Origin of the sequence: Paenibacillus turpanensis (assembly GCF_011421635.1) — a bacterium.
GTDB lineage: Bacteria > Bacillota > Bacilli > Paenibacillales > YIM-B00363 > Paenibacillus_AK > Paenibacillus_AK turpanensis.
This window is the reverse complement of record NZ_WTLI01000006.1, coordinates 123,660-145,799: the sequence shown is the minus strand read 5'-3', so window position 1 is coordinate 145,799 and position 22,140 is coordinate 123,660. Positions and strand designations below refer to the sequence as shown.

Annotated in this window: 22 protein-coding genes; 14 read left to right on the top strand and 8 right to left on the bottom strand. The window is 50.3% G+C overall.

Translation table 11 applies throughout. The annotated features are described in order from the left end of the window. The first annotated feature begins 39 nt into the window (after positions 1–39). On the top strand, positions 40–1,020 hold the full coding sequence (trpS, locus tag GQS10_RS07445) for a tryptophan--tRNA ligase (RefSeq protein ID WP_166240622.1): 981 nt from the start codon (positions 40–42) through the stop codon (positions 1,018–1,020). Positions 1,021–1,108: 88 nt separating this feature from the next. Here trpS and GQS10_RS07440 read toward each other — a convergent pair whose 3' ends face one another. Further along, positions 1,109–1,297, bottom strand: coding sequence for a DUF5325 family protein (locus GQS10_RS07440; RefSeq protein ID WP_166240620.1), 189 nt, complete (start codon positions 1,295–1,297; stop codon positions 1,109–1,111). A 171-nt stretch (positions 1,298–1,468) separates the two neighbouring features. Here GQS10_RS07440 and GQS10_RS07435 point away from each other — a divergent pair, with 171 nt between their 5' ends. Then, complete coding sequence (locus GQS10_RS07435) at positions 1,469–1,690, top strand: alpha/beta-type small acid-soluble spore protein (protein WP_166240618.1); 222 nt, start codon at positions 1,469–1,471, stop codon at positions 1,688–1,690. 99 nt (positions 1,691–1,789) lie between these two features. On the opposite strand, the gene GQS10_RS07430 is transcribed toward GQS10_RS07435, so the two are convergent. After that, complete coding sequence (locus GQS10_RS07430) at positions 1,790–2,773, bottom strand: metal-dependent hydrolase (protein WP_166240616.1); 984 nt, start codon at positions 2,771–2,773, stop codon at positions 1,790–1,792. A gap of 208 nt (positions 2,774–2,981) precedes the next feature. Here GQS10_RS07430 and GQS10_RS07425 point away from each other — a divergent pair, with 208 nt between their 5' ends. Beyond that, positions 2,982–4,802 (top strand): ABC transporter ATP-binding protein, encoded by a 1,821-nt coding sequence (locus GQS10_RS07425; protein WP_166240614.1) that lies wholly within the window; start codon positions 2,982–2,984, stop codon positions 4,800–4,802. After that, the gene (locus GQS10_RS07420) at positions 4,799–6,883 is read left to right on the top strand and encodes an ABC transporter ATP-binding protein (protein WP_166240612.1); all 2,085 of its coding nucleotides are present in this window, start codon (positions 4,799–4,801) and stop codon (positions 6,881–6,883) included. Before GQS10_RS07425 ends, GQS10_RS07420 begins: the two co-directional genes overlap by 4 nt. Before the next feature lie 66 nt (positions 6,884–6,949). Here the strand turns inward: GQS10_RS07420 and gerQ are convergent, their stop codons facing one another. Together gerQ and GQS10_RS07410 are read right to left on the bottom strand one after the other, a co-directional pair. Further along, on the bottom strand, positions 6,950–7,468 hold the full coding sequence (gene gerQ / locus GQS10_RS07415; protein WP_243735020.1) for a spore coat protein GerQ: 519 nt from the start codon (positions 7,466–7,468) through the stop codon (positions 6,950–6,952). Between the two features lie 43 nt (positions 7,469–7,511). Further along, complete coding sequence (locus GQS10_RS07410) at positions 7,512–7,943, bottom strand: cell wall hydrolase (protein WP_166240610.1); 432 nt, start codon at positions 7,941–7,943, stop codon at positions 7,512–7,514. A 124-nt stretch (positions 7,944–8,067) separates the two neighbouring features. Between GQS10_RS07410 and cyoE the strand changes: the two genes are divergently transcribed. Genes cyoE through GQS10_RS07395 form a run of 3 tightly spaced genes read left to right on the top strand, consistent with a single transcriptional unit; the run spans position 8,068 to position 10,502 of the window. Then, positions 8,068–8,952, top strand: coding sequence for a heme o synthase (gene cyoE, locus GQS10_RS07405; protein ID WP_341805021.1), 885 nt, complete (start codon positions 8,068–8,070; stop codon positions 8,950–8,952). Between the two features lie 24 nt (positions 8,953–8,976). Continuing rightward, positions 8,977–9,579, top strand: a complete 603-nt coding sequence (locus GQS10_RS07400) for an SCO family protein (protein ID WP_166240608.1) — start codon at positions 8,977–8,979, stop codon at positions 9,577–9,579. Next, the gene (locus tag GQS10_RS07395; RefSeq protein WP_166240606.1) at positions 9,579–10,502 is read left to right on the top strand and encodes an AEC family transporter; all 924 of its coding nucleotides are present in this window, start codon (positions 9,579–9,581) and stop codon (positions 10,500–10,502) included. The genes GQS10_RS07400 and GQS10_RS07395 overlap by 1 nt, the downstream gene beginning before the upstream one ends. Here GQS10_RS07395 and GQS10_RS07390 read toward each other — a convergent pair. Both GQS10_RS07390 and GQS10_RS07385 read right to left on the bottom strand, forming a co-directional pair. Further along, the gene (locus GQS10_RS07390; protein WP_166240604.1) at positions 10,492–10,854 is read right to left on the bottom strand and encodes a ribonuclease M5; all 363 of its coding nucleotides are present in this window, start codon (positions 10,852–10,854) and stop codon (positions 10,492–10,494) included. The genes GQS10_RS07395 and GQS10_RS07390 overlap by 11 nt on opposite strands. 98 nt (positions 10,855–10,952) lie before the next feature. Next, the gene (locus GQS10_RS07385; RefSeq protein WP_166240602.1) at positions 10,953–12,125 is read right to left on the bottom strand and encodes an MFS transporter; all 1,173 of its coding nucleotides are present in this window, start codon (positions 12,123–12,125) and stop codon (positions 10,953–10,955) included. 131 nt (positions 12,126–12,256) lie between these two features. Here GQS10_RS07385 and GQS10_RS07380 point away from each other — a divergent pair, with 131 nt between their 5' ends. Further along, positions 12,257–12,676 (top strand): hypothetical protein, encoded by a 420-nt coding sequence (locus GQS10_RS07380; RefSeq protein WP_166240600.1) that lies wholly within the window; start codon positions 12,257–12,259, stop codon positions 12,674–12,676. Between the two features lie 27 nt (positions 12,677–12,703). Then, complete coding sequence (locus GQS10_RS07375) at positions 12,704–13,420, top strand: HAD-IA family hydrolase (protein WP_166240598.1); 717 nt, start codon at positions 12,704–12,706, stop codon at positions 13,418–13,420. On the opposite strand, the gene GQS10_RS07370 is transcribed toward GQS10_RS07375, so the two are convergent. Next, positions 13,407–14,741 carry a sensor histidine kinase gene (locus GQS10_RS07370; RefSeq protein ID WP_166240596.1) on the bottom strand — a complete coding sequence of 445 codons (1,335 nt, stop codon included), beginning with the start codon at positions 14,739–14,741 and terminating at the stop codon, positions 13,407–13,409. The two genes, GQS10_RS07375 and GQS10_RS07370, sit on opposite strands and share 14 nt — an antisense overlap. Positions 14,742–14,947: 206 nt before the next feature. Here GQS10_RS07370 and asnB point away from each other — a divergent pair, with 206 nt between their 5' ends. The 5 genes from asnB (at position 14,948) to GQS10_RS07345 (ending at position 20,685) form a co-directional block, all read left to right on the top strand. Further along, a complete protein-coding gene (asnB, locus tag GQS10_RS07365) occupies positions 14,948–16,819 on the top strand; it encodes an asparagine synthase (glutamine-hydrolyzing) (protein ID WP_166240594.1) in 1,872 nt (623 codons plus the stop codon). A gap of 17 nt (positions 16,820–16,836) precedes the next feature. Then, the gene (locus tag GQS10_RS07360) at positions 16,837–17,589 is read left to right on the top strand and encodes a Cof-type HAD-IIB family hydrolase (RefSeq protein ID WP_166240592.1); all 753 of its coding nucleotides are present in this window, start codon (positions 16,837–16,839) and stop codon (positions 17,587–17,589) included. Positions 17,590–17,598: 9 nt separating this feature from the next. Then, complete coding sequence (locus tag GQS10_RS07355) at positions 17,599–18,081, top strand: DUF456 domain-containing protein (protein ID WP_166240761.1); 483 nt, start codon at positions 17,599–17,601, stop codon at positions 18,079–18,081. A gap of 117 nt (positions 18,082–18,198) precedes the next feature. Beyond that, complete coding sequence (locus tag GQS10_RS07350; protein WP_166240590.1) at positions 18,199–18,912, top strand: ThuA domain-containing protein; 714 nt, start codon at positions 18,199–18,201, stop codon at positions 18,910–18,912. Positions 18,913–18,933: 21 nt separating this feature from the next. Continuing rightward, positions 18,934–20,685, top strand: coding sequence for a putative polysaccharide biosynthesis protein (locus tag GQS10_RS07345; protein ID WP_166240588.1), 1,752 nt, complete (start codon positions 18,934–18,936; stop codon positions 20,683–20,685). Between the two features lie 102 nt (positions 20,686–20,787). Here the strand turns inward: GQS10_RS07345 and GQS10_RS07340 are convergent, their stop codons facing one another. After that, entirely contained in the window at positions 20,788–22,071 is a 1,284-nt protein-coding gene (locus GQS10_RS07340) for a DUF2515 family protein (protein ID WP_166240586.1), read from the bottom strand. Between the last annotated feature and the right edge of the window lie 69 nt (positions 22,072–22,140).

The window sequence follows — 22,140 nt, the reverse complement described above, 5'->3', positions numbered from 1 at the left end:
TCATCCCATATCGATAAAAGAAATGGAGAGTGTGGTTTTATGAAAAAGGTATTATCCGGCATTCAGCCAAGCGGTACGCTAACGATTGGCAACTATATCGGGGCGATTAAGCAGTTCGTCGAGCTCCAGCATGAGCATGAATGTTATTTTATGGTCGTTGATTTGCATGCCATCACGGTACCGCAGGAACCAGAAAAGCTGCGCGAACAAACGGAAATGGTTGCTGCGCTTTATATTGCGGCCGGGATCGATCCGAACAAGGCCTGTATTTTTGCCCAATCGCAGGTGCCGGAGCATGCGCAGATGGGATGGATGATGTCGACGCTTACCTATATGGGTGAGCTGGAGCGGATGACGCAGTTTAAAGACAAGTCTGCCGGGAAAGCATCCGTTGGCGTGGGATTGTTCGTGTATCCTTCGCTGCAGGCCGCAGATATTCTACTATACAAGGCTGATCTTGTGCCTGTAGGGGAGGACCAGAAGCAGCACCTGGAGCTGACGCGTGACCTGGCACAGCGGTTCAACCAGCGCTTCGGGGAGCTGTTTACGCTTCCGGAGCCTTATATTCACCAGGTAGGGGCACGCATTATGTCTCTTGAAGATGCTACCTCCAAAATGAGCAAGAGCAGCCCGAATCCCGGAAGCTTTATTTCGATGCTGGATGAGCCTGATGTGATCCGCAAAAAGCTCAGCCGCGCAACGACGGATTCCGGACGCGAGGTTCGATTTGCTCCAGCGGAAAAACCGGAAATCTCGAATTTGATGTCTATCTACAGTCACTGCTCCGGGCTTTCCCTTGCTGAAATCGAGGCGAAGTATGAGGGACAGGGCTATGGCGCCTTCAAGAAAGATTTGGCGGAGCAGGTGGTAGCTACACTTGAGCCGATTCAGCAGCGGTATAAGGAAGTTCGTGCTTCTGGCGAAATTCATGAGATTTTGCGCAGAGGCTCTGAGAAAGCCAGAGAAACCGCATCTGTAACACTCCGTCAGACGATGGAAGCAATGGGCTTTCTGATGTAATATGCAGCAAAAAAAGGACGTTCTGCTCACCTTTGCAGAGCGTCCTTTTTCTATAAAATCGTTCCAAGGCTGATCTAGCTTGGATGGTCTATTCTTGCGATTGTGTGTTTTTCCTGCGTGCCCGCGCTTTGAAAATAAAGCCCGCTCCCGTCATAAAGACAGAGAGGACGAGGGCCAGCAGGGCTAGGAGCACCATGCCGTAGCTTAACAGGATTCCTACAGCGGTTAGAAGGGCTACTGTCGTTAAAGCGAAAAGAAAAGCGGCCGTTTTACTCAATGTTTTTCACATCCTTTATCCGTGAGATTCCTTGTCCCATAAAGGTTTTCGTACTTCGAAAATATTTTTCTTTGAAATCGTGCATAAACTTTTACGATCCCACCCATACTATGTTTGCAAGCTTGCAACACCACATCACCGAGTAACATAACTGAAAGGAGTGCATGATCCATGGGTGCAGGACAATCTCGTAGCAGTAATACTTTGGTGGTTCCACAAGCGAACCAAGCTCTTCAACAGTTGAAGTATGAGGTGGCACAAGAAATCGGTGTGCAAATTCCAGAAGATGGTTACTACGGTTACATGGCAACACGTGACACTGGTGCAATCGGTGGTCACATCACTCGTCGCTTGGTGCAAATTGCCGAGCAAACGCTGTCCGGTCAACGCTAATCCGGAAGGCTTGGAATTGAAAGCTCAAGGGATCTTTCCCTTGAGCTTTCTTGTTTTATGTAAGACAAGCGAATAAGGCTCCTCTGAGAGCCCCTTCGCCTAGAATGAACTTAGCTTTAGCTTTTTCTCCAGCTTCTCTTCGTTAAGCCATCCCACATAAGAATCCATCGGTTTATATTGATGATCGAGCAAAAGCACGGCCACAAAAGGGAAGTTTTTACGGTGCTGATACCGCACATCGGCCCAGCGCACCTCATACCCCCACCGATGCTCCTTTACTTCTGAGCAAGCATAACGGCTGAAATATAGAAATGCCGATACATCCGGATGCGTCTTAGAAGCTGCGGCAGCCGGATGACTGGAGCACACCGCCGTTTCTTCCCAGCGAATCGAGCCGCTGCGCAAATCGCCAAGCACGTAGCTTCCGTCCTTCTTTTGCTTCACGATGTTCCAGTTTTGCAGGTTAACCGTCGGTACGAGCATATAGGTATCGCCTGGCTCATATTCCGAATCCTGCACAGGCATCCGCCGTTCCAAGATGGCATGAACGATCGTTCTCCAGCCATAATACACGGCAATGAAAATATACAAAATCGCAAACAGCGGACCTGGAGAAGCGATTCCGGTAAGCCATAGGGCGATTGCTGCGACATGGGAAAGAAAAATAAACGGATCGAAAATATGGATGACATTCCACGAAATCCACTTGTCTGTAAAAGGGCGCATCGCCTGCGTCCCGTACGTATTAAACAAATCGCTGAATACGTGCAGAACAACCGCGATCAGTACCCATTTGGCAGTGAGCGCCGGAGATACACTCGGATAGAGCAGCATAAGCAGCACCGTAATCAATCCCGTCCATAAAAACCATGCCGGAACGGAATGCGACATCCCCCGGTGGTTGCGGATGTAGGAAGCATTGCTGCGCAGCCGCAGCAGTGTATCGATATCGGGCGCCTGCGAGCCGAGAACGGTTCCCAGCATTACCGCGGATGCTGCGGTCGGATTGGCTGCAACGGCAGGATCAAGGTAAGCGAGCCCTGCTAACCCAAGACCTACAACAAGATGTGTGCCTGTGTCCAAAACATCATCTCCAGTCTGTTGGCAAACGAGGTTTGCGTACATTTGTTATTGTATCACGAGAACGTGCAAAAAGAACGAGCAATGTGCTGCTTTGTCCGCGAATGGTTAGAGCAAGATAATCCATGATTTGAAGCATAGATATCCATGGTAACGCTTTAGGAATCCATGTAACCTTACTTTATATTTGATTTGATATGGAGGAACCTGCATGAAATCAGCGTCCATTCTAAGGCGGCACTTTGTCCAGCACAGCGCTGCGTATTGTCTTGGTTTTGCATTATTGTCCATATCATGCTTGCTCCAGCTATGGATTCCGATTTTGCTCGGCCAATTTACGGATGCTCTGGAGTCCATTCGTCTCACGTATGAGGGTGCAGTTTACTTTGCAGTATATGTGACGGCAGCCGGTTTAGGTATTGCTTTTTTTCGATCGACAGGGCGCATATATTTATTTCGTTTGTCCCGCAAGCTGGAGCGGAACATTCGGGATTCCCTGTTTACCCACTGGGAGCGGTTGTCTGCGCAATATTTCAACAACCAGCGCATCGGGGATCTCATGTCACATGCGATCAACGATGTCCAAGTGATGCGTGAAGTTACGATGCAGGGAGTCTTCCAGCTGTTTGAAGCGCTTGTCCTCATAAGTGTTACCATCGTGGCGATGGCCACAACCGTCGATCCTCTGCTGACTTTGCTTACACTGCTGCCTTTGCCGCTGCTCTCGCTGCTGGCCTACCGATTCAACCGGAGAATTCGGGATGAATCGACGGATGTACAAGAAGCGCTGGCGTCTATGACAAGCTGTGTTCAGGAGTTCATCGCAGGAATTCGCATTGTTAAAGGCTTTACGCAGGAAAAGGCCGAGCGCGCTTTATTTGACCAGGCGAACCGGCACTCAGTCAAAATGAACAAACGATTTGCCAGATCCAACTCCTTGTTTACCTCTCTAAGTGCAGCCATCGTCGGATTAAGCTTTTTAGTTTCTGTTATTTTGGGCGGGATTCTCGTTATTCAAAACCGCATTACACTTGGACAATTTGTCGCATTTAATACGTACCTTTCACTGCTTACTGCTCCTATTGAGAATATGGGGAAGGTAATTAACCTGCTGCAGCGCGGTCGAGCGTCGGAGGAACGGCTGCTGGCCATTCTTCAAACCGTGCCGGATGTAGCTGACAGCTCTCAAACCGATCCTTCCATTAAAGAATTGAAGGGAGCGCTGGAATTCCGTGATTTGACCTTTACGTATCCGGGGTCCTCAAAACCGACGCTGAGCAGCATATCCATCGAAGTGCCGGAAGGCAGCAGTCTAGCGATTGTCGGCAGAGTCGGAAGCGGGAAAAGCACCCTGGTCAGTCTCCTTGTCCGGCTTTACAACCCTCCAGCAGGAACGGTCTTTGCGGACGGCAAGGATATTCTTGAGATTCCGCTGCAGACGCTGCGCGGCCAGATCGGTTATGTGCCTCAGGATCAGTTTTTGTTTTCCTCGACGATTCGCGACAATATCGGATTTGATCCCAAGCCTTATAGCGATCAGGAAGTTGAAAGAGCCGCCAAAATTGCGCAGGTTTACGATAACATTATAGCCTTTCCCAAACAATTCGAAACCGAGCTTGGCGAACGGGGGGTTACCTTATCAGGCGGACAAAGACAGCGTGTCAGCATTGCTAGGGCTGTGATCAAAAAGCCGGCTGTGCTCGTCTTCGACGACAGCTTATCGGCAGTGGATACGGAGACGGAAGAGCGAATTCTTCATGGGTTAAAGGAAATGATGAAGGGACGGACAACGATCATCATCGGGCACCGGATTTCCTCTGTGCAGCACGCCGATCAAATCGTAGTTCTGGAAGAAGGACGAATCGTCGAGCGCGGCACACACCACCAGCTGCTTGCTCAGGATGGCCTTTATGCGGATCTTCATCGCAAGCAGAGCCTTGACCAGGCAGCGGAAGAGCATGAATTACAAACGTGGTTTCAAGCAAATCAGCTACCCCTAAGCGGCGGCAAAATGGGAGGGAGCAGGGGATGAGTATGCAAGAGGAAAAGGTTCTGCATTCAGTTAAGGACAGGGACCTGCTGAAGCGGCTACTCCGATACGCAGCACCTCATTGGAAAACGATTACCTTGTGTATTGTTTTCGCGTTTCTCATTGTGATCGCAGATTTAGCGCGGCCCTTTCTCATTAAAGTAGCGATTGATGATCATATTAACGGTATATACAAGCCATTGGTAGAGGTTGCTGAAACTGGTCAGTCTGCGGATCTTAGGCTTGGTGAGCGATCCTTTCAAACGGCTGAAGAAGGGGAACCCTCAACAACGGAAGTTCAGGCTGCGCAACGAAAGCAAATCGTTCAAGTAAACGGTACCCATTATTTAGTGGACGGCTGGCTCCCGCAATCGGCGGGGAGCTTGACGATTCGCAGCGACGGGCGCCTTACGCATGATGAAGGGGGCGTTGTGTACGAAGCACAGCCGATCCCTTCCGAGCAAATTGCGGAGCTGCGTAAAGGCAGCTTTCAATCTATGCTGGAGCTCGGCTTCTGGTTTTTGTTGACGGTCGCAGGCTCTTCTCTGCTGTCCTACCGGCAATCGAACCTGCTGCAGTACACGGGACAGGACATTATTTACCGTATCCGCAAGCAGGTATTTGATCATGTTAGCAAATTATCGATGAGCTTTTTCGACCGGAACCCGGTCGGCCGACTCGTTGTCCGGGTAACTCATGATACCGAATCATTGAACCAGCTGTATTCCCAAGTGGTTGTTAACCTCATAAAGGACATCATTGTGCTGCTCGGTATCGTGTTTGTTATGTTTCAATTGAGTGTGAAGCTGACGCTGCTTTCCTTTACCGTTTTGCCGGTGCTTGTTTTGCTTACCTTTTGGTATAAAGCGGTCATTCGTGAGGCGCAGCGCATCGCCCGGGTACTGTTGTCTAAGCTGAATGCCTTTTTGGCTGAAAATTTATCAGGCATCCGCATTACGCAGCTGTTCATACGTGAAGAAAAGCAGTGGGAACAATTTCGCGATTTGAACGAAAGCTATTACAAGGCGGGGATGCGCGGAACCGTCATTAACTCCATCTTTCAGCCGGCGATCGGCTTTGTAGGAAATGCGGCGGTTGCTTTACTGCTCTGGTACGGCGGGATCAAAGTGATCGACGGAGCGATTACGTTCGGGATTGTGTATGCATTTACGCACTATATCCGGCAGTTTTTCAACCCGCTCATGAGTCTGGCGGAGAAATACAACCAGATTCAGATGGCGATGGTCGGAGCGGAACGGGTGTTCGAGCTGCTGGAAGAAAAGCCGGCAATATCCGATCCGGAAAAGCCGATATCGCCCGCAGGCCGTGTACTCGGTGAAATCGTGTTCGATTCCGTATGGTTCGCCTACGAGGGAGAAAATTGGGTGCTGCGGGATGTCAGCTTTCGCATAGCTCCAGGTCAGACGGCAGCCTTTGTCGGAGCGACCGGGGCGGGGAAAAGCTCGATTATTCAGCTCATTAACCGTTTTTATGACATACAGAAAGGCAAAATCACCCTAGACGGTGTGGATATCCGTGATATCCCCATCGACGAGCTTCGCAGCGTAGTCGGCATGATCCAGCAGGATGTGTTTTTATTCACTGGAGATATCGCTTCCAATATCAGGCTCCGGCGCGGGGATATTAGCGATGAAGAGGTGGAAGCGGCTGCACGAATGGTACACATGCATGATTTTGTCGAGAAGCTTCCGCAGGGTTATCGAACGGAGCTGGGAGAGAGGGGCGTCACTTTATCTCTCGGTCAACGCCAGCTGCTGTCGTTTGCGCGTGCTATTGTGTTTAGACCTTCGATTCTAATCCTTGACGAAGCAACATCGAATATCGACACGGAAACGGAGCAAATTGTGCAGGAGGCCCTGGCAGAGATTTCACGCAACCGCACAACGCTGATTGTAGCCCACCGGCTTTCCACAATACAGCATGCGGATCAGATTATTGTCCTTCATAAGGGAGCAGTTCAGGAATACGGCACTCATCATCAGCTGCTCGCGCAAAAAGGCTACTATCATAGGTTGTTCGAGCTTCAGTACAAGGAAGAGCGAGCAGTGAGCAAAGAAGCGTAATCACAAAGGGAAAAGAAAGATCCCGGCCGCAGTGGGGGCCGGGATCTGACCTGTGTAAGCTATGTTTTAGCGTCCTGCCGTTTGAGCGGCGTACGGATAAGTATATTGAAGCTCTTCGTCGAATGTAACGTAGTCGAGGTTCACCATGAGCAGCAAATATCTCATGCCTGTTTGCGGGTCGCTGATGATGATGTGATCGCGGCCAGCAGCCTCGAGACGTCCTTTGAATACTTTGGCGTTCCATTCTTTGTTGTTCTCAAAAGTCATATAAATTGTTGCGATTTTACCAAGGTTTAAGCGAAGAATGTTCTCGATGTACGATTGCTCTGTCGGCAGCAAGCCCGGAACCTCGACGCCCGGAGAAACTGGTGACATCGGCGGAAGCGCAGCGGCTGGAGCTGTTAACGTACCGGGAGCAGGAATTGGTCCGCCTGACGGAAAAGCCGCCGGTCCAGGGATGCCCGGATAGTTCATCATTGCAGCAGCAGGAGATACTCCTGGCGCCATTGGGGCTCCGTAAGGGTAGGCATTTGCTCCGAGAGCACCTACTGTCGGATTTTTCATGTTTGGGTACTGATGATTCATTACTAACATTCCTCCCTAATATATAAATGGTTTTAAAACCGTGTTAATAAGTCCGATACACACCGGGGCAATTTTCGCCGGTAGGGCTGAAGAAGCAGTGTGCTTTATAGCGGCCGGTGTTGCGCTGGTTATACCAAGTACCCGGGCAGCCTCCGGTCGGACGGAAAAACCATAGGGCATAAGAAGCCGGGTGAATGCGCTCGCCGTTAATTACTCTTCTGGCCAACCGAATTTCTTTGTCGCGTGCCCTCTGGTAGAAATAACCTTTCTGCGTTGCTTCATAACCGCCCGGGCTTTGAAATACCATGTCACGGATGTTGCGGAGCTTTTTGAAATCCAAACAGTCCGAGCGTACCCGGTTAATTCCGACATTGCCGACCATAAGCATTCCCTGTTCGCCTTCGCCCTCCGCCTCCGCACGGAGTAATCTTGCGAGCAGCTTGACATCTTCTTCGTTCGCTTTTACGACTGCCATGTCAGCTTCACTTCCTCTCATCTTAGAAAATAGACGAATTGATGAACGACGACGGTGTTTTGTTGTAAATGACAGGTCGGGTTGTTATGATAGTGAGTGATGCATACAAAGGAGGAACAGGTACGTGGAACAGCCGCTTAGCAGACAACTTTCTTGGAGGGATTTTATCGCACTGACGAAACCGGGTATTATACGGTCGAATTTAATTACCGGTTTTGCAGGCTTTTGGGTCGCTTCCAAGTGGAGCATTGATTGGCCACTGCTCTTATACACGCTGCTTGGGCTGTCATTAATGATGGCATCCGGCTGTGTATTAAATAATTTTTTGGATCGGGAACGGGATATGAAGATGGAGCGAACGCAAAACCGGGCGCTTCCTACGGGCCGAATCCAACCGATGATTGTGCTGTTGTATGGAATCGTGTTAGGAGTCGCAGCTACGATTGAGCTTTATTATTTGGTAAATCCGTTGTCCGCTGTCCTGGGGCTGGTCGGGCACTTTTTTTATGTAGTGGTGTATACTGCGTGGCTAAAGCCGCGCTCCACTTGGAGTACATCCGTAGGTGGCGTATCCGGTGCGATGCCGCCGGTGATTGGATATACGGCCGTAACGAACGAGATTGACGCGGGTGCTTGGGTATTGTTTGCCATCTTGTTTTTATGGCAGCCACCGCATTTTTGGGCGCTAGGCATACGCAGGCTGGAAGAATACCGCGCTGCGGGTTTTCCGCTGCTTCCCGTCGTTAAGGGCGTCCAACGCACGAAAATTCAAATGATTCCGTATTTACTGCTGCTGTATCCTGCCACGATTTTACTATATGCGTACGGATACGCCGGAATGCTTTATTTGATTTTTTCACTCGCGATTTTAACGGTGTGGACGGTAACCAGTATTAGCGGCTTTTGGGCGAAGGATGAACAGAAATGGGCTCGTAATTCGTTTAAGTATTCGCTTTATTTTCTGACATTAAGTTCGTTGGTTATGATTATTAATACGGTATCGTCCTAAAATACATCTAAGGAGGTATGCACATTGGGAGCATATTTGCAAAAGCATTGGTACAAGATTTTGATGATCACGATTTCCGTGATTCTTTTAGCGCTGATTGTATACCGGTTTATTCCAAAGACAGAAAAGCTGCCTGACCTTGGAAAAGCACCGGAATTCACACTAACGAGTATGAATGGGGAAAAGGTATCGCTGGAGGAGTCGAGCGGAAAGGCTCGTGTGGTATATTTTTTCTTTTCCACTTGTCCTGATGTGTGCTCTCCTACAACCTATAAGCTGTCCCGCGTTCAGGATCGCTTGAAGGAAGAAAATAAGTTTGGCAGCGAAGTGGTGTTTCATTCCATTACGTTTGACCCCGTTAAGGATACACCGGAGCAGCTAAAGAAATTTGCCACGACCTTTCATGCGGACCCGGCAGGCTGGAACTTCTTACGAGGCGAGGAAGAAGAGATTAAGGCCATCGCAAGCGGCTACGGCGTTTCGATTCTGAAGGATAAAGACGGTAACTTCGCCCATACCAATTACCTTACGATTGTAGATGGTAAAGGAAACATGAGGAAAACGTTTAACGCAACGACGGCGACGGAAGAGGAAATTTACAACAACATCATGAAAGTGGTCAACTAATGTCGTTTTTCTGGGTTATTTTATTCCAAAACATTATTCCGCTGTCTGTCCTCATTGCCATCGGGATTGTGCTTTACCGAGCTTTTAAGTTAGATATTAAAACATTATCGAAGTTAAATTTTTATTTGTTTTCACCGGCTATTATCTTCTTGATGCTATACAATTCTAAGGTTTCCGTTGCTGTCATCGGCCAGGTGCTGCTGTTTTTGCTCTTGTTTTTGGCAGCCTCTTATGGGTTGACGGAAATTGTAATCCGGCTGCGTCGTTACCCTCGCTCCATGGCGGGGGCGATGCGCAACTCGGTGCTTTTTTATAACAGCGGTAATTATGCCGTACCTTTAAATGGTCTTGTTTTTAAAGGTGATGCGACGACGCTTTCGATCCAAATTATTGTCATGATGGTGCAAAACCTGATTCCGAATACTTATGGGGTTTATAGTGTAAACGCTCACAAAGCGGATGCGAAGGAAATTTGGCGGACCATCCTGACCTTTCCGGCCATTTACATTATTCCGCTGGCCTTCTTGTTAAGAGGGTTTGAAGTCCCGATTCCACAGCCCATTTTGACGCCAATTGAGTATGTGGCGAACAGCTTTATCGCTACTGCGCTCGTTACGTTAGGGGTTCAATTGGGGAGCATGAAGTGGAAAATATACAATATGGATGTACTGTACTCGGTTGCTTTACGACTGCTGGCCGGTCCGGTGTTAGGCGCTGCCATTGTCCTGCTTCTTGGATTCGAAGGGGATCTTGCTAAGGCACTCGTGCTGTCCTGCGCAGTACCGTCCTCTTTGAGCAGCGTGCTGCTCGCTATCGAATTCGATAACGAGCCGGAGTTTGCCTCCCAAGCAGCGTTGCTCTCTACCGTAACGAGTACCTTTACAGTAGCCATCGTTATCTTCTGTCTACAATTTATTCCTTAACAGGAACAGGAAAGCCGGGTTCGGGGTATACAATAAACTCCTCGAGACCGGCTTTTTCTAATTGCCTAATAATATGCTCCTCCGGAGTTCCTTCCACACCGGCATACCCTGACTTCGTGTGCATTTGAACGGCATCGGGAAATAAATCCCGAAGCATCCCCCGGATCTTTTTTCCCGAAGCATCGTTATCTGTAAACAAATACACATCGCGGTCGCCAGCCTGTTTACGCAGAGCTTCCAGCCGTTCTTTGCTTGGAGTGCCAAATGTGCAAAGAATCGGAACATCGGGGTGGAGCAGTCGGCGGACTCTGCTTTTGTCGTTTTTCCCTTCAACAATAATGACAAAATCCATAATAATGCCTCCAAAACAAATCGGTTCTTGCAGTTTATTCTTCCCAATGACCCCGATTTCCTTTCCCTGCTGTCGAATTTCCCGGGAAATTCTCGAACTTAACCTTGGTGAACGGGGGAGGTCATGTTGTTTTTTGTTGGAGGAAGCATGGCAAGGGCAATCATTAATACGACAAAGGCAATATAGTATGGCGATACGTAATCACGCAGGTGACCGGCTAGCAGCGGTCCGATAAAGGCTCCGATCGAAAAAGAGATGGACAAAATGGAGAACACTCTGCCGTAACGGCTAATATCCGTCAGGGTCACGAGCAGAGTGGACATCGCTGGGAAAATAATTCCCTTCGCCATCCCAATAATGAACAAGGAAGCGGTAATTCCGATTGGCCATTCAATCGCCATTCCAAAAAAGGCAAGTGCCAGCACACAGCTTCCGACCATGGTGCGAAGATAGGATGAATAACGGTTAATAAAAAGCATGCTTAGTGTTACCAAGGAACCTAGGGATACGACAGAAAACAAAATGCCTGAAGTCATAATTGATTTTTGGGCGGATTCCATTAATGGCAGCTCGAAAAATAAAATCCCTTGAGAGCAGGAGATTCCTAACGGTACAACATAAAACAGCCAAGGTATGCGGGCGCTGCCCGAGTTTGCAGGTGCAGCGGAGTCATCCGGCAGGGCATGCCCGTCCGCCACGAGAAGACTCTTGTCGATGCTTGAGGCAGGGATGTCGCGAATCCAGAAAATCGCGATAAAAGCGGTGCCGATCAGCACAAGCCCAAGCAGCAGGAAAGCATTCGTAAAGCCTACCTTGGCGACGAGCATCGCACCTGCCGCGGGCGATACGACGGATGCAAGGGTATGAATCAGACCGTTGCCGGCCATCAGCTTTCCTTGATGCACACGGTCACGCGCCATTTTAGCAAGCAGTGACATACAAGCCGGTGACAGAAAGGCAAGAACGAAGCCGCTGACGGAACGCACGGCGAGCAGCTGCCAAGGATTCGTAACCTGGGACTGGATGAGCAGCAGAATCCCGGCGCCAATCAAGCTCCAAACAATAAATTTTTTGCTTCCAAACCGGTCTACACCGATGCCGGCAAGCATATTTCCCGGCAGATGGGTAATCGAATATACGCCCATAATTAACCCGATGAACGAAGGGACCGCGCCGAGCGAAACGGCAAAAGGGGTTAATATTGGGTATTGCGCGTGTAAATCAAAAAAAGCGATGAAAATAAACAGATACAGCCAAACCGCTGTCCGCATGAAAGCACCTCCACCCATCGAATTGTATTCTCCGCCCTCAAGGCTCTCTACACTACTTGTACGTAGTTGTCCTTCTCGATATGCCTCGTGTATAATCGGAGTGAACTTTTCAACATGTGGAGGGATTTCGCGTGGAGCAGTGGCTTGCATTTGTTCAAGAGCGCTGGTTTGTCATTATTGCGGCTTTAGTTGTTTTGATGATTGTAATTAACGTGGTGAAAACCGTCATAAAATGGGTCATTGTACTCGCTGTTTTAGGCGGAATTGTGTTTTATGGGGCAAATTACACGGATCAAATCAAAGAAGTTGGAGGCCAGCTCGTTACCCAATTCAAGGACGAGGCGTTAAAGCAAATGGCCGGAGAAGTTAAAGAAGCGAAATATACGGCAAATCCCGATGGAAGCTTTGTCATCACGACGACCAGCATTAAAATTGAAGGCGCTGCAGGTGCGGCGGAGGTTACGCTGTATTTCAAAGGCCAGAAGGTCGGCACATTCCCGATTGAAGGGGCGCTGCAGGCGTTCATCGAAGCGGCAAAGCAGCAAAAATAAAGGTGCTTACAGAAAGGAATTGCATTCATGCGATATGAAGCAATATTTTTTGATGCAGGCGATACGCTGATGACAATTCTGGAAGCGCAGTCGATTGTACATCAGTTTCTCAAGGACCGCTCCCTGCATCGGGAGCCGGAGCAGATCGGCAGCTTATTTCAGGAAGCATTTCAAACTTTTTATTATAACAAAGGGCAAGGAGAGCCGGTTCCGGTTTCAGCTGAAACCGATCGGGAGTTTTGGTCAGGCATTTACCGTTACATTATGGACCACTTAGGCGTTCATGAAGAGTGGTCGGCAGAGCAGATCCACCGCTGCTGTCATGAATTATACGATATTTTTACCGGGCCGGAGCATTATCGATTATTTGATGATGTCATTCCTGTTCTGGAGCAGCTGAAAGCGAAAGGATACCGACTTGCGGTTATTTCAAATTTTGCCCCGACGCTTTCCGCTATTCTTAAGGAAAAAGGAATCGATGCTTACTTTGAGGATATCTTCGTCTCAACGGTGGTCGGTTTGGAAAAACCGGATCCGGCGATTTTCTCGCTTGCGCTGGAGCGCACGGCGTTAAAGGCTGACCAGGTGCTTTATGTCGGGGACCACGCGGTGAACGATATTTGGGCGCCGAACCAAGTCGGGATCGACGCCGTACGGATATTGCGGTATGACTATCAGGAGGGAGAAGGCATTCGCTCTCTAGAGGAACTGCTTTCGTATTTGGAGGGCACTACACGGAAGTAAAAGTCATCGGGATCACAATCCCGAACGTATTTCCTCCCTCCGGGCAGCTGGTTACCTCAATCCGCCCGTTATAACGCTCGATGCATTCTTTTACGATTGAAAGTCCGAGTCCGGAATGGACGCCGGTTCCTTTTGTTGAATATCCGGGGAAGAAGAGAAGCTCCTTTTCGGCCTCGGATATTAGCTTTCCGGGGTTGCTGACTTCAAGATGCAGCTCGTTTTCCTCGATCCAGCCTCTAATGTCTACCCATCGCAAATCACTTTCCAGTTTTTCTACCTCATCGAAAGCATTATCGATTAAATTGCCTGAAATTTTGACGATATCGAGTGTTTTCACCCCTAAACGAAGCTGATCAAGACCATGAAACGAAAACCGAAAGTCGATTTTTTTGTCGAGTGCGCGGGTTAATTTGGATTGGACCAGTGCGGCAAAGGCAGGGTCGCCGATTCCGATGATATCGTTAATGTCCTTAATTTCTCCGACGAGCTCGCCTAGGTACCGGTCTAAATCCTCGAATTTTTTGCGCTGAAGCATGGCCTGAAGCACCTGTACGTGATTTAGAAAGTCATGTCTCTGGCCCCGGATGGCGGTAAACATTTGGTTAACGTCATCAATATAAAGCTGCTGAGTCATTCCTACGGCTGCATCCTTTTCTTTCGTAACGAGCATGAGGAGCTTATAAATAATGAGGACTCCCACCGCTGCAATTAAGCAAACAATTAAATACACCCAATAATTTAAATTGCTGACCGAAAATACAAGGACAAAGAGAACTAGCAGCAGCTGGACGACGATAAACGTAGATACATGAAGATAGGTGCGCGACTTTTTGTTCAAGGTAAGCCAGTTGGAGATCTTGATGCCCGGGTACCAACGGTGTTTGATCATAAGATAGGTCAATACAGACGCAGTGAGGAGGCCAGGCAGCATGGAAAGCAGCAGCATGGCAGCTGTTCTCGTACCGTACGCATTAGCGCTTACCGCCATCACAAAGGTTCCGCCGATAATTTCGATTAAAATGTTGCTGACAGCGGACAAGGTAAATATACGGATTCTCTCACCGGTCGGGAGCCAGCGGAAGGCAACCCAAAAAAATACGAACAGCGCTGCTAAAAAGTGAATCGGTCGCCAAGGCGGCGGCAGAAGCAAAAACATGAAGTTCGAGTAAAGAGCTACCGTAGTCGCATAGATCAGCGTCGTTTTCCATAAATTTCGAAGGGGATGCCCCCAGAAGCAGAAGCTGAACAGCGTAGAAATATAGACGTTGGGAATCGTGGCTAAAAGCACGATGAGTATGTATTCCTTCAAAAAGTCAATCATACCAAATTCCTTTCTTATATCAGAAGGGTAATGAACGTGTCGCTAATTGTCGAAATTTGCTTTTATTTAACTCTACATCTTTTTAGCATTTATGAAAAGACATTTTGCACATTTACGTGGTTTTCATATTTTCAGTACAGTTCGGAACTAGAGGCTGCTTATGCTATAATGAGTCATTAGTCAATATAGAAGGGAACGTAAGTGCTATGTGCGGAATATGCGGAGTTGTATACTTTGATCATACGGTGCCGGGGGCAGATGAGCTGGAGCGAATGACATCGCAAATCGTTCATCGTGGTCCCGACGACTTTGGCACCTGGACGGATCCAGGGATTGGTTTAGGGTTCCGCCGATTATCGATTATTGATTTGGCCGAAGGCCATCAACCGCTAAGCAATGAGGATGAAAGCGTCTGGATTGCTTTTAACGGTGAAATTTATAATTATAAGCCGCTGCGCGAAATGCTAATCGGCCGCGGGCATCAATTCAAAACACATACGGATACCGAAGTAATTGTTCATTTATATGAAGAGTTCGGCGAAGCCTGCGTGGAAAAGCTGCGCGGCATGTTTGGCTTTGCCATCTGGGATCGGCGCAAGCGGACACTCTTCGGCGCTAGAGATCATTTTGGAATTAAGCCCTTTTATTATTGTCAGGACGGCCAGCGCTTTTTATTCGGCTCGGAAATGAAAAGCCTGCTTGCCGCAGGAATGAAGCGCGCGGTGCAGCGGGAAAGCCTGCTGAATTATGTAACATTCCAATATGTGCCGGAGCCGCTAACGATGTTTGAAGGGATATACAAGCTGCCTCCGGGTCACACCATAAAGGTTTCAGATGACGGTAAAATTACGCTTCGACGGTATTGGGACCCGATGTTTGAGCCTAATGAGAGTAAGCCTCTTTCCGAATCGATTGAACAGATCCGCGAAACGCTCAAGGAATCCGTGGCGGCTCACATGCAAAGCGATGTTCCGCGCGGCTGCTTCTTGTCCAGCGGAATCGACTCCACGGCGATCGCAGCGCATATGCGCGCGATTGAGCCGATCAAAACATTCTCCGTCGGCTTTGAAGGACCAAACAATGAGACAGAGATTGCTTATGAATCGGCGAAGGCGCTCGGTACGGAGCATTACGCGAAAATCATTACTGAAGCGGATTATTTTGATTCGCTGGAGCGCGCTTCCTGGCACCAAGACGAGCCGGTGGCCGATCCTTCCGCGATCGCGCTTTATCATGTGGCGGCTCTAGCACGCGAGCATGTCACGGTGGTGCTGTCCGGCGAAGGCGCCGACGAGCTGTTCGGCGGGTACCGCATTTACCGCGAGCCGCAGGCGCTGCGCGCGGTTGACGCGCTGCCTATGCCGCTGAAGCGGCTGCTTGCGCGGTTGGTGCGGCTGATGCCGTCCGGCCTGCCGGGCCGCAATTATTTGCTGCGCGGTACGACGCCGCTGGAGCAGCGCTTCCTCGGTAATGCGAAAATTTTTACCGAGGATATGAAGGCCGAATTGCTGAAGGTGGAGCCGGAGCTGCTCGCTTCGTATCTGAATCCGTGGCAGACGGCACAAAAGTTTTATAAGAAAACGACGCATCTTGATCCGGTGACACGGATGCAGTATATCGATATGAATTTGTGGATGCCTGGCGATATTTTAATGAAAGCCGATAAAATGACGATGGCGCATTCCTTGGAGCTGCGCGTTCCTTTCTTGGACGTTGAAATGTTTGACGTTGCCCGCCGCATCCCGGCAAGCCAGCGGATAGCCGACGGAACGACGAAGGCGGTGTTCCGCAAGGCAATGCAGGGAATCGTGCCGGATTTCATTATGAACCGCCCGAAGCTCGGGTTTCCAGTCCCGCTGCGGGATTGGGTGAAGGGCGAACGCGGTGTTCAAATGTTCGAGCAAATCCAGTCCAGCGGGATCGAGGATTACTTCCAAATGGGCTACGTCCGCAAAATGCTGGAAAACCATCGCGAGGGCCGCGGAGATTATGCACGCAAGCTCTGGGTCGTTTATATGTTCGCGCTATGGCATCGCGCGTATATTGAACAGCCGGCAGGAACAGTCCAGCCGCGATAACGAAGGGAGCAAATGTTATGCCGAATTACCGCTTGCTGGCTTTGGATATGGACGGAACATTGTTGACGGAAGACAAAACCGTTTCGGCTGAAAATAAGTATTGGATACGCAGGGCGGCGGAAGCCGGAGTTACCGTATGCTTCGCAACCGGCCGCGGGTTTCAAAGCGCTCTGCCTTACGCGGAGGAGCTGGAGCTGCTGGATTCGCCGATGGTGACGGTGAACGGCAGCGAGGTCTGGAAGAGAGCCGGCGAGCTGCATTCGCGAACTTTGATGGATGCAGACGACGTGCTGCGTCTGCGGAATATTGCACTGCGGTTCGAAGAGCCGTGGTATTGGGCTTATTCCGTTGAGCGCGTCTATAATAAGCAAGATTGGGCCGAGGATGCGCTGGCATTGGAATGGTTAAAATTCGGCTATTATACGGAAAATATACCCGTGCTGCAGAAAATGAGACAGGAAGCCGAGGCCATGGGGAAGTTTGAAATTACAAACTCCCATCCCTGTAATTTGGAGCTGAATCCGCTCGGTATCCATAAGGCGGCCGGCCTGCGGCAAGTATGCACCCTCCTCGGGATTGAGATGTCGCAAGCCGTTGCGGCAGGAGACAGCCTCAATGACGTGTCGATGATTCGCGAGGCAGGACTCGGGGTCGCGATGGGGAATGCTCAGGATGCGGTGAAGGAGCTGGCCGACGAGGTAACAGCGACGAACAAAGAGGATGGGGTTGCGCAGATCATTCGCCGCTATATTTTGAAAGACGGGGAGTGATCTCGGATGATGGACATCATAGGATGGGTGCTGGTCATCGCATTGTTTATAGTCGGGATGGCCGGGGCTGTGTTCCCTATTTTGCCGGGGGTACTGGCAGTTTACGGGGCTTTCTTTGTATATGGCTTCTTCTTCGGATTCGAGCAGCTGAACGTCTGGTTCTGGGTCATTCAGACGTTTATTACCGTTGTAATTTTTGTAGCCGATTATGCGGTTGGCGCTTGGGGGGTGAACCGGTACGGCGGCTCGAGGGCGTCAGTCATCGGTTCGACGATCGGCATTATTATCGGGCCGTTCGTGATTCCGGTTGTCGGTCTCGTAGCGGGTCCGTTTCTCGGCGCAGTACTTGGTGAGCTTACCGTCTCAAGAGATACGCAACATTTAATGAAGGTCGGCTGGGGCTCGGTTGTCGGACTGTTATCAGGCATTGTTGTCAAAACGGTGCTGCAGGTGTTCATGATCGTACTGTTCGTGTTTTGGATTTGGTTCTAGAGAATTACTAGCTGCAAGCAAGAGAGCGAACGTCTATTGTTATGTGAGGCTGGATCACAGGAGAACGAGGCAGGCCCGAAGCCGAATCTCAGCTACCAGATTAGGAGGAAGATCAGGATGAACGTGACGATTTGGAATGAACATCGCCATGAGAAAAAAAATCCGAAGGTTTCTGAGCTTTATCCAAAAGGACTGCACGGAGCAATAGCAGATGGAATTGCTTCCGACGATTTGACCATCCGCTTCGCGACATTAGACGAGCCGGAGCATGGCTTATCGCAAGCTGTTCTGGATCAAACCGATGTGCTTGTTTGGTGGGGGCATATCGCACACGAGGAAGTATCGGACGAGATCGTTGCCAGAGTACATAAACGGGTGCTTGAGGGCATGGGTCTTGTCGTGCTGCATTCCGGCCATTTCTCGAAAATTTTTAAAAGGCTGATGGGCACAACCTGTGATCTGAAGTGGCGGGAAGCGAATGAAAAAGAGCGTGTCTGGGTAGTCAATCCTGCCCATCCGATCGCTGCAGGTCTCGGGGAGTATTTTGAGATTGAGCATGAGGAAATGTACGGCGAGCATTTTGATATTCCGGCTCCAGATGAGCTGGTGTTCGTCAGCTGGTTTCAAGGCGGGGAAGTATTCCGCAGCGGCTGTACGTTCTATCGCGGACAGGGGAAAATCTTTTATTTCCGTCCGGGGCATGAAACGTACCCGACTTACTATAACAAAGATGTGTTAAAAGTGATCTTTAATGGCATTCGCTGGGCGGGGGCTCCGCGGGGAGCGGCGCCGAAGTACGGAAATCATCAGCCGCTTGAGCCTCTTCAGTAAACGATAGTAGGTGGGTTAAATTTGTCGAAGGATTCGTTGTTAAAAGGAACGTTAGTTTTAACGCTCGCCGCCTTTGTTGCGCGGTTTTTGGGCGTTGTGCAGCGGGTTCCGCTGCAGCAGCTGCTGCAGGATGCCGGTATGGCATCCTTCGGCGTGGCCTCAAACATTTATTTAACTTTATTAGTAGTGGCGACGGCGGGGATTCCAAGTACGCTTAGTAAAATGGTCTCGGAACGTTATGCGGTCGGCCGCATAGATGAAGCGGAACGCGTATTCCGTGCGGCTGTTTGGTTTTCGCTTGCGGCAGGCGTTGTTGCAAGCGTCGGGTTGTATGCGGCTGCCCCTTTCTATGCGGTACATATCAGCCACACCCCAGACGCGGTTTGGGCGATTCGGGCGCTTGCTCCGGCACTGCTGTTTTTTCCGTTAGTCGCGATTCTTCGCGGGTATTTTCAGGGGCGTCAGCAGATGGTATCGAATGGGATCTCGCAAATCATCGAGCAAATTCTTCGGGTCGGCTCGGCGGTGCTGCTTGCTTACGTGCTGCTCGAATTAGGCACGAGCATGGAGTGGGCCGTCGCGGGCGCCTCCTTCGGCGGGGTCATCGGAGCGATTGCGGCACTAGCCGTGATGGGCATAGCATGGCTTCGCTTGAAGCGCAGGGACCGTCAGGAATCGGGGGCCCCGGCTGATGCGGCGGGGACCGCTGAGGTTGTCCCTACCGGCGGGACGTCGACGGCGGTTTCTGCGGTCGACCAAAGCTTGGCTGCAAGGAAGCAGGGCGAGACGGCGGGGAATACTTCGGGGACGGACCCGCAGCGGCTCAGAGGCATTTATAAGCAAATGCTGGCTTATGGCGTGCCGATTGCGATTATTTCGACCATGGTCAACCTCGTTTATTTAATCGACAGCTCCAGCATTGTCGCATTGTTGAAATCACAGATGGAACAGCTGAAAGCGATCGAGATTTTAGGGATACTGACAGCGCGGGCTCAGTCTATAGCAGGAATCCCTGTTATTTTGGCTATTGCGATCAGCCAGTCAATTGTACCGATCGTATCGGCTGCGCATGCTAGAGGAGATCGGCCTGAAGTTGAGCGGCAGGCTTCTATGGCTCTGCGGCTCGGTGTGTTATCGGGTTTGCCGCTAGTGCTGTTTTTTGCTTTGGCAGCGCATCCGCTGAATGGTCTCATTTTTACGGATACCGAGGGCTCCCTAACGATTTCGGGTTTAACCGTTAGCGCGATGTTTCAAATTGTCATGCTAACTTCATCGGCGATCTTGATGGGCATGGGGATTGTCCGTGCTCAGGTGGTCTTTGTTGCGATTGGCCTTGTTGTGAAGCTTGTTGGCAATTTTGCGCTTGTGCCGCTGTTTGGCGTACAGGGTGCGATTGTTTCGACGGCGCTGGCTTTTATCGTGACCATGACGTTAAACCTTCGCGCGATGCGAAAGCAGGCGCAGGTGCGCTTCTTCGATCGAAAGCGCTGGGCGGGCTTACTGAGCGTTATTGCGATTATATCGGCGGCGGGAATCGGCCTTCAGCAGCTTTTACAGAAGCACGTTATGTTCGGAGCGGAGGGCTGGGCTCTTCGCGGCAGTTACGCGCTGCACTGTGTATTGATCGGTATGCTGACCGTAATCCTGTACGCTGCGCTGCTGGCCTTGTTCCGCGTAGTAACTGCGGATGAGCTGCGGCGGATGCCGGGGCCGCTTCGCAAGCTGGCGAACCGTCTTGACCGTAAGAGCAAGAAGCAGCAGGTCCAGTCGTAGATCGGGATGCTGCTGGTTATATAACAAGCCGCAAGGGCAGATCGCCCAAGCGGCTTGTTTGTTTGTCGGGATATTCTCAAATGGGGAGAAACGTTTGAATCGTTACTTCAACGCTTCGCCGGCGAGCACAGCCAGTTCAATCTTGTTCAGCCCAAACATGGCTTCATCCGACATCTCGTAAGGGAACGGCGGCTCAACGCTTCGCATGTACCGAAACGCTGACGTATTTATAAACCAATCGCTGCGATCCGGCTCGGGATGCCGTTGATCGGGCCACGCTTGGTTGAGCGGAGGGCTGTAAAACGGCTCGGCATCCTCCAGCAGACGTTCTCCGTCAAGCCGCCGCTTGTATACAGCCGCAGCCGGTGATTTTCGCACCGTGGCAAAAAGATGCGGCCAGTAATCGGCCCGAGACCCGGTATGCCGCCTTGCCTGGGCAAACCGGCGGGCGCCTTCGGAAACGGAGGGAATACCGAACAGCATGGCGTACAGCTTTTTGCCAAATTCAATGCGCTCCTCTAGGCTGGAAAACTGCTCTACTATTAATCCGGCCAAGGGCACATCCCGCTGTCCAATCTCCTTCATCGGAAAAAAGACTTGGTTCAGCTGCAGCAGCGATTGTACTTTAAACGTTAAGGTATCCACTACCTGCTGTTTCCAGTATTCGTCCTGCAGGATTCGCTGTTCGATATAATGCTGCTCGTTAATGATCAAGCCGATCGTCAGCATCGCGGAGCTGCGATTTTCCCAGAAGCTTTCCCAAATCGGCCGCATAAAGCGGGATACGGAGAAAGCCGGCAGCAAATAAAAAAGGGAGCGGCCATGTTTTCGGCTTTTTTCATAAAGCAGCAGCTGCGGGTAGGCATCTTGGAAAATCAGCCAGTTCGCTTTTTCCAAAAATTGAAATAAGGTTTCCGCTTTTGCCGAGTCCATGAGGTGCGGCAGCAGATCCCCTTTTAAATCGGTCATGCTCCAGCCGCCGTTGCGGGAAACCATGTGTGCAAGCAGGGCCCAGTGAAGTTCCGGACAGCGCATAAAGGAATGATAGTAGGCCTCGGTACGGGTTACATTGTTTCGGTTCAAGCGTTTTGTATCCTCATCGATTTCTTGGACCAATGCTAGATCGGCTGCCCGCAATCGAAGTCGGAACTGTTCCGCGCTTTCTAAGACGGCCGCTTCCCCGGAAGCCGAATTCAGCATGTCGAGGAGCTGGGTGCGTACGGCGGCCCATACTTTTTTCGATACAGCAATCGATTCGGTCCCCGGCTCCTTTTCGTCCAGCAGCAGCGCACCGAGCTTCGACTGCAGGTAGCGCAGCAAATGTAAGGGTGCGCCGGCTATTTTATCCGCCAATTGCTTCCAACCTGATGAATGTCGAATTGACACGTCGTCCGCCCCTCCAAACTCTTTTTACCTATCATATGTCGATTTGGCTGATAAAAAACTTTTATTTAG

What these genes read in the sequence shown, in the direction of transcription:
- gerQ (WP_243735020.1), bottom strand. Translation starts at nt 7,468, where the DNA reads ATGAATCATCAGTACCCAAACATGAAAAATCCGACAGTAGGTGCTCTC.
- GQS10_RS07435 (WP_166240618.1), top strand. Translation starts at nt 1,469, where the DNA reads ATGGGTGCAGGACAATCTCGTAGCAGTAATACTTTGGTGGTTCCACAA.
- GQS10_RS07375 (WP_166240598.1), top strand. Translation starts at nt 12,704, where the DNA reads ATGCGATATGAAGCAATATTTTTTGATGCAGGCGATACGCTGATGACA.
- GQS10_RS07410 (WP_166240610.1), bottom strand. Translation starts at nt 7,943, where the DNA reads ATGGCAGTCGTAAAAGCGAACGAAGAAGATGTCAAGCTGCTCGCAAGA.
- GQS10_RS07350 (WP_166240590.1), top strand. Translation starts at nt 18,199, where the DNA reads ATGAACGTGACGATTTGGAATGAACATCGCCATGAGAAAAAAAATCCG.
- GQS10_RS07425 (WP_166240614.1), top strand. Translation starts at nt 2,982, where the DNA reads ATGAAATCAGCGTCCATTCTAAGGCGGCACTTTGTCCAGCACAGCGCT.
- GQS10_RS07360 (WP_166240592.1), top strand. Translation starts at nt 16,837, where the DNA reads ATGCCGAATTACCGCTTGCTGGCTTTGGATATGGACGGAACATTGTTG.
- GQS10_RS07355 (WP_166240761.1), top strand. Translation starts at nt 17,599, where the DNA reads ATGGACATCATAGGATGGGTGCTGGTCATCGCATTGTTTATAGTCGGG.
- GQS10_RS07390 (WP_166240604.1), bottom strand. Translation starts at nt 10,854, where the DNA reads ATGGATTTTGTCATTATTGTTGAAGGGAAAAACGACAAAAGCAGAGTC.
- trpS (WP_166240622.1), top strand. Translation starts at nt 40, where the DNA reads ATGAAAAAGGTATTATCCGGCATTCAGCCAAGCGGTACGCTAACGATT.
- asnB (WP_166240594.1), top strand. Translation starts at nt 14,948, where the DNA reads ATGTGCGGAATATGCGGAGTTGTATACTTTGATCATACGGTGCCGGGG.
- GQS10_RS07420 (WP_166240612.1), top strand. Translation starts at nt 4,799, where the DNA reads ATGAGTATGCAAGAGGAAAAGGTTCTGCATTCAGTTAAGGACAGGGAC.
- GQS10_RS07395 (WP_166240606.1), top strand. Translation starts at nt 9,579, where the DNA reads ATGTCGTTTTTCTGGGTTATTTTATTCCAAAACATTATTCCGCTGTCT.
- GQS10_RS07370 (WP_166240596.1), bottom strand. Translation starts at nt 14,741, where the DNA reads ATGATTGACTTTTTGAAGGAATACATACTCATCGTGCTTTTAGCCACG.
- GQS10_RS07385 (WP_166240602.1), bottom strand. Translation starts at nt 12,125, where the DNA reads ATGCGGACAGCGGTTTGGCTGTATCTGTTTATTTTCATCGCTTTTTTT.